The following is a 6,862-nucleotide window of genomic DNA, read 5'->3' as shown; positions in this document are numbered from 1 at the left end:
CGCCTCACCGCCACCGGACTCACCGCCCTCACACCCACCGACGCCCTCGCCCTCTTCGACGCCGCGCTCCAAGCCCCCCGCCACCCCCACCTCGTGCTGACGGGCATCGATCACCGCGCGCTGCGCAAGCGGGCCGAGCGCGGGGAACTGCCGGGGTTGTTCAGGGCGATGGTGCGCTCCGGGGGCCGGCGTGCCGACGGGACCGGCACGAGTGGCTGGATGCACCGGTTCGCGCAGGCGGCGCAGGAAGAACGTGGCGCGCTCCTGCTCGACCTGGTCCTCACCCACGTGGCAACCGCGTTGGGGCACGATTCGCCGGCGAGCGTCGACCCGGACTGCGCGCTGAAGGAGTTGGGATTCGACTCGCTGATCGCGGTCGAGTTCCGCAACCGACTCGGTGCCGCCGTCGGGTTGCGGCTGCCCGCGACGCTGGCGTTCAACTACCCCACCCCCCGCGCGCTCGCCGAGCACGTCGGGGAGCGTCTCGCTAGGGACCGCTCGGCCGGGGGCTCCGCCGACGGATCGGGGCCGGCACCGGACGACGCGACCGTACTCGCCGAACTCGACCGGCTGGAGGGCATGTTGCGGACCGTGTCCGAGGACACCAGGGAAGAGCTCACGGCGCGATTGCGTCTGCTGCTCTCCGAGCATTCCGGAACGGGTACGGCGGACGATTCCTTCTCCGGCGCTCTTGATGCGGCGACCGACGACGAAATGTTCGAAATGATCGACAACGAGCTGGGCACGGCTTGAGACGGGGATGAACTCCATGACGGTTGAAGACAAGCTGCGGGACTATCTCAAGCGCGTGACCGCCGACCTCAAGAGGACCCGGGCACGCCTTCAGGAGCTGGAGACAAGGGAGAACGATCCGGTCGCGATCGTGGGGATGGCGTGCCGCTATCCCGGCGGGGTGCGGTCCCCCGAGGACCTGTGGCAACTGGTGTCCGAAGGCGTCGACGCCATCGGCGAGTTCCCCACCGACCGGGGCTGGAACCTCGACGCCCTCTACCACCCCGACCCCGACCACCCCGGCACCAGCTACACCCGCCACGGCGGATTCCTCTACGACGCCGCCGACTTCGACCCCGAGTTCTTCGGCATGAGCCCCCGCGAGGCACTGGCCACCGACCCACAACAACGCCTCCTGCTCGAAACAGCCTGGGAAACCCTCGAAAACGCCGGCATCGACCCCACCACCCTGCGCGGCACCCGCACCGGCGTCTTCACCGGCGTCATGTACGACGACTACGGAAACCGGCTCACCCAAGCCGCCCCCGACGGCTTCGAGGGCTATCTGGGAACCGGGAGCGCGGGCAGTCTGGCGTCCGGGCGGGTGTCCTATGTCTTCGGGTTCGAGGGGCCGGCCGTCTCGGTGGACACGGCGTGCTCGTCGTCGCTGGTGGCGCTGCACCTGGCCGCCCGCGCGGTGGGCAACGGCGAGTGCGACCTCGCGTTCGCCGGCGGGGTCACCGTGATGGCCACTCCCACCGCGTTCGTCGAGTTCAGCCGCCAGCGCGGCCTGGCGCCGGACGGGCGGTCCAAGTCGTTCGCCGCGGCGGCCGACGGCGCCGCGTGGAGCGAGGGAGCCGGCCTGCTGCTCGTGGAACGGCTGTCGGACGCGCGCCGCAACGGACACCGGGTCCTCGCCGTCGTACGCGGCTCCGCAGTCAACCAGGACGGCGCCTCCAACGGGCTCACCGCACCCAACGGCCCCTCTCAGGAGCGGCTGATCCGCCGGGTGCTGGCGGAGGCCGGTCTTCGTCCGTCCGAGGTGGATGCCATGGAGGCGCACGGCACCGGCACGGAGCTGGGCGACCCCATCGAGGCGGAGGCGCTGCTGGCCACCTACGGCCAGGACCGCGAACAGCCACTCTGGCTGGGCTCGGTCAAGTCCAACATCGGCCACACGCAGGCCGCCGCGGGCGTCGCCGGCGTGATCAAGATGATCCAGGCGATGCGGCACGCGGTGCTGCCCAGGACCCTGCATGTGGACGCGCCGTCCCCGCATGTCGAGTGGGACACCGGCAGGATCGAGCTGCTCACGGAGAGCCGGGCCTGGCCGCGGGCCGGCCGGCCGCGGCGCGCCGCCGTGTCCTCGTTCGGCATCAGCGGCACCAACGCCCACGTCATCCTGGAGGAGCCACCCGCGCTCGACCCGGCGGAGGAGGCGCCGGTGGACGGGCCCGCGCCCGCTGTGGTGCCATGGCCGCTCTCCGGCCGGACCCCCGGGGCCGTGCGCGCGCAGGCGGCGCGGCTGCGGTCCTTCCTGGACACCCTGTCGGACGGCGATCTCGCCGCCGCGGGACGGGCACTGGCCGTGGAGCGGGCCGCGCTCGCCTGCCGCGCGGTGGTGACCGGCGGCGACCGGGCGGAGCTGGCCGCCGGTCTGGCAGCGGTCGCCGAGGGCACCGTGCGGCCCGGCCGGGTGCTCGGCGGGAAGGTCGCCTTCCTGTTCACCGGCCAGGGCGCCCAGCGGCTGGGCATGGCCCGCGAACTGTACGCCGCCTTCCCGGTGTTCGCGGAGGCGCTGGACGGCGTCCTCGCCGAACTGGACGTCCACTACGACGTGCCGCTGCGCGAAGTGCTCTGGGGCACCGACGAGGAGGCGGTACGGCAGACCGGTTTCGCGCAGGCCCTGCTGTTCGCGGTCGAGGTGGCGCTGTTCCGGCTGGCCGAGTCCTGGGGCGTGCGTCCGGACTTCCTGGCCGGGCACTCGGTCGGCGAGATCGCCGCCGCGCACGTCGCCGGGGTGATGTCGGCGGCTGATGCGGCGACGCTGGTCGCCACGCGCGGCCGGCTGATGCAGGAACTGCCCGAGGGCGGCGCGATGGCCGCGATCCGGGCGAGCGAGGAGGAGGTCCGGCCGCTGCTGTCCGGCGTGGTGGGGATCGCCGCGGTCAACGGCCCGCAGTCGGTGGTGGTCTCCGGCGAGCGTGACGCCGTCGCCGCGGTCGTCGCGCATTTCACGGAGCGGGGGCGGAAGACCAGTTGGCTGCGGGTGTCGCACGCGTTCCATTCGCCCCTGATGGCGCCGATGCTCGACCGGTTCCGCGCGGTCACGGAGTCGCTCACGTACCGGGCCCCGGCCGTCGCGGCCGTGTCCACGGTCGACGGCGGACCGGCCACGGGCTGGGACTCGGCGGACTACTGGGTGCGGCACGTGGGGGCGACGGTCCGGTTCTCCGACGCGGTGCGCGCGCTGCGGCGTGCGGGTGTCACCACGTTCGTGGAGATCGGCCCGGACGCGGTGCTCTCGGCGGCGGGGCCGGAGTCCGCGGGCGACGCGGTGTTCGTGCCGCTGATGCGCCGGGACCACGCCGAGGCCGCCGAGCTGGTCGCAGGGCTCGGACAGCTGCACTGCCAGGGCGTGCGGGTGGACTGGGCGTCCTACTTCGGGCCCGCCAAGCGCGTCGATCTGCCCACCTACCGCTTCCAGCACCAGCCGTTCTGGCTGCATCCCACGGAGAACCCCGGCGTGTCCGGGAGCGCCGTGCGGCACCCGCTGATCGGCGGCGCGCTCGAACTGCCCGACTCCTGGGGCTGGATCCTGACCGGCCAGGTCACCGCCGCCGCCCACCCCTGGCTGGCCGACCACACCCTGCACGGTGTCACCGTACTGCCCGGAGCCTCCCTCCTCGACCTCGTCCTGCGGGCAGGCGCCGAGGCCGGGCTCACCCGGGTCCAGGAACTCACCGTCGACGCCCCGCTGGTGCTGTCCGGCACCGCGCCCGCACAGCTGCACCTCACGCTGTCCTCGGAGGAGGGCCGGGAGCGGGATGGTGAGGAGGACGACGCGCCGAGCGACGAGCGGCATGACCAGCAGGGCGAGACGCCGGGCGGCCGCCGTGTCACCGTCACCGTGCACTCGCGCTCCGGCGACGACCCCGACCGGCCCTGGATCCGGCACGCCACCGCCGTCCTCACCGGCCCCGCCGCGCCACGGCCCGCCGCGGCCGGCCCCTGGCCCGGCGAGGGCGCGACACCCGTCGACGTCGAGGAGCTGACGGACCGGCTCGCCGGACTCGGCCACAGCGGTGCCGGGCCGCTGAGCGGACTGCGGGCCGCCTGGCGGTCCGGTGACACCGGCTTCGCCGAGATCCGCCTGCCCGAGGACGCCGAGCAGGGCGGATACCTGCTCGACCCGCGGCTGCTCCAGGCGGCACTGCTCGCGGCCTGCGCACCCGCGGACGAACTGCTCGTTCCCACCGCCTGGCGCGACGTCACCCTGTACATGACGGGCGCCCGCGAACTGCGCGTACGACTGGCACGCACCGACCCCACCACCGCCACGGCGACGGTCACCGACCCCGCCGGGACGGTGGTCGCCACCATCGGCTCGATCACCTTCGGGCCACTCCGGGCCCGCGCGCTTCCTGGCTCGGACGCGGGCACCGGGTACCGGCTCGACTGGACGCGGATCCCGGCTCCGGGTCCGGCGGAGACCCGCTGGGCCGCGATCGGCGACGGCGAAGACACCAACGGCGTGCCCGGCGAGCGCCACCCGGATCCCGCCGCTCTCGTCCGGGCGGTCCGGGACGGGGCACCCGCCCCCGACGCGGTGCTGCTGGCGCTCCCGGCCAGCGGGCCGGATCCCGGCGCGGCAGCGTCCGAGCAGGTCACCGGGATCCTCGACAGTGTGCGGATGCTGCTGTCCGAGGACAGCCTCGCTGACGCGCGGCTGGTGGTCGCCACCCGTCGTGCGGTCGCGGCCACTGCCGGGGAGGATGTGCTGGACCCGGGCCAGGCGGCCGTCTGGGGCCTGCTGCGCTCGGCCCGGAGCGAACACCCGGGCCGGTTCCTGCTGCTGGATGTCGACGAACGGATCACCCCCAGCGCGCTGAGTGCGGTGGCGCTGACCGGGGAGGACCAGATCGCCGTCCGCGGCGGCGAGATGTACGTGCCCCGGCTCGCCCGGACACCGGTGGCCGCGGGACAACCGGCGCAGCCGGCGCGGCCGTTCGATCCCGACGGCACCGTTCTGGTGCTGCACGGGGCCGGTGAGCTGGCCGCACCGCTGGTACGGCGCCTCGTCACCGCGCACGGTGCCCGCCATCTGCTCCTCGCCCGCACCGCCCGGACCGCGCCGCTCGACACCGGCGAACTCACCGCCCTCGGTGCGAGCGTGACCACGGTACCCGGCGAGATCGGTGACCGTGCCGGCCTGTCGGCGCTGCTGGCCGCCGTGCCTGCCGGGCATCCGCTGACCGCAGTGGTGTACGCGGTCGAGGAATCCGCCGCCGGCCCGCTCGCCGAGCTCACTGCCGAGGGTCTGGACGCCGCGCTGCGCGGCCGCGCCGGTCTCGCCTGGCAGCTGCACCAGCTCACTGCCGACGCCGGGCTCGACGCGTTCGTGCTGTTCTCCGCCGCGGCCGCGACCCTGGGCATACCCGGCCAGGCGCACCGGGCGGCCGCCGGGGCCTTCCTCGACGCGCTCGCCGACCGGCGCCGCGCCGAGGGCCGGCCCGTTCTCGCGCTCGGCTGGGCGCCGGACTCCGCCGGGACCGAACCGGCCGTCCCCAGCGGGCTGAAGCCCCGATCCGTGGAGCACGCCCTCGCCGGCTTCGACCTGGCCCTGGCCGATGGAGAACTTCCCAAGGTGCTGCCCGTCGAGCTCGACCACGCCGAGCTCCGCAGGCACGTACGGGCATTGACCCTGCCGGCCGTCTTCCGTGACCTGGTCCGTGTGCCTGCCGCGGCGGGTACGGCGGACAGCCGGACCTCGGCGCGGCAGCTGCGGGCCCTGCCCGAGGACGAGCAGCGCAGGGCGGTCCTCGATCTGGTCCGCGCCCAGATCGCCGCCGTGCTCGGGCACCGCGGTTCGGAAGCGGTGGATCCGGACCGCCCGCTCCAGGAGCTGGGCTTCGACTCGCTCACCGCCGTCGGACTGCGCAACCGGCTCGACGAGGCGACCGGTCTCTCCCTCCCCGCGACGCTGCTCTTCGACTACCCGACCGCCACGACCATGGCGGACTACCTGCGCTCCGAACTTCTCGGCCTGCGGACGAGCACGGCTGTGCCGCTCACCGCTGTCCGGGCCGACGACGAGCCGATCGTGATCGTCGGCATGGCCTGCCGCTACCCCGGCGGGGTGCGCTCACCGGAAGACCTGTGGCGGGTGGTCGTCGAGGGCCGGGACGTGATCACCGGGTTTCCCGACGACCGCGGCTGGGACCTCGAGGCGCTGTACGACCCCGACCCCGAACACCTCGGCACCTCCTACACCCGGGCGGGCGGGTTCCTGGACGATGTGGCGCTCTTCGACGCCGAGTTCTTCGGGATCAGTCCGCGCGAGGCCCTGGCGACGGACCCGCAGCAGCGGCTGCTGCTGGAGACGAGCTGGGAGGCGTTCGAGAACGCGGGGATCGACCCGACCTCGTTGCGCGGCAGCCGCACCGGCGTCTTCACCGGAACCCACGACCAGGACTACGGAAACCTGGTCGCCGGGCAGGCGAACCTGGAGGGCTACCTGATCGTCGGCAACGCGGCGAGCATCCTCTCCGGCCGGCTCTCCTATACCTACGGCTTCGAGGGTCCGGCCCTCTCGCTGGACACGGCGTGCTCGTCGTCGCTGGTGGCGCTCCACCTGGCCGCCCAGTCGCTGCGCAACGGCGAGTGCGACCTGGCCCTCGCGGGCGGTGTCTCGGTGATGGCCACCCCGTCGTCGTTCGTGGAGTTCAGCCGTCAGCGCGGCCTGGCACCGGACGGGCGGTCGAAGTCCTTCGCCGCTGCGGCCGACGGCACCTCGTGGGGGGAGGGCATCGGTGTGCTGCTGGTGGAGCGGTTGTCGGACGCGCGCCGCAACGGGCACCACGTCCTCGCCGTCGTGCGCGGCTCCGCCGTCAACCAGGACGGCACCTCC

2 protein-coding genes and 1 pseudogene are annotated in these 6,862 nt (G+C 73.9%); all 3 read left to right on the top strand.

The window, feature by feature from the left end:
- Window positions 1-753: acyl carrier protein (locus ACZ60X_RS43675; protein WP_469611386.1), on the top strand; the 753-nt coding region annotated here is incomplete at its 5' end.
- A 7-nt stretch (window positions 754-760) separates the two neighbouring features.
- Window positions 761-4,900 (top strand): annotated as a pseudogene (locus ACZ60X_RS43670) (type I polyketide synthase); the annotation flags it as partial.
- On the top strand, window positions 4,895-6,862 hold a 1,968-nt coding region (locus tag ACZ60X_RS43665; protein ID WP_469611388.1), incomplete at its 3' end, for a beta-ketoacyl synthase N-terminal-like domain-containing protein. The pseudogene ACZ60X_RS43670 and the gene ACZ60X_RS43665, both read left to right, overlap by 6 nt.

The sequence above is a fragment of the Streptomyces sp. NPDC104106 genome, from assembly GCF_055584345.1.
This window is presented reverse-complemented; position numbering and strand designations above follow the sequence as displayed.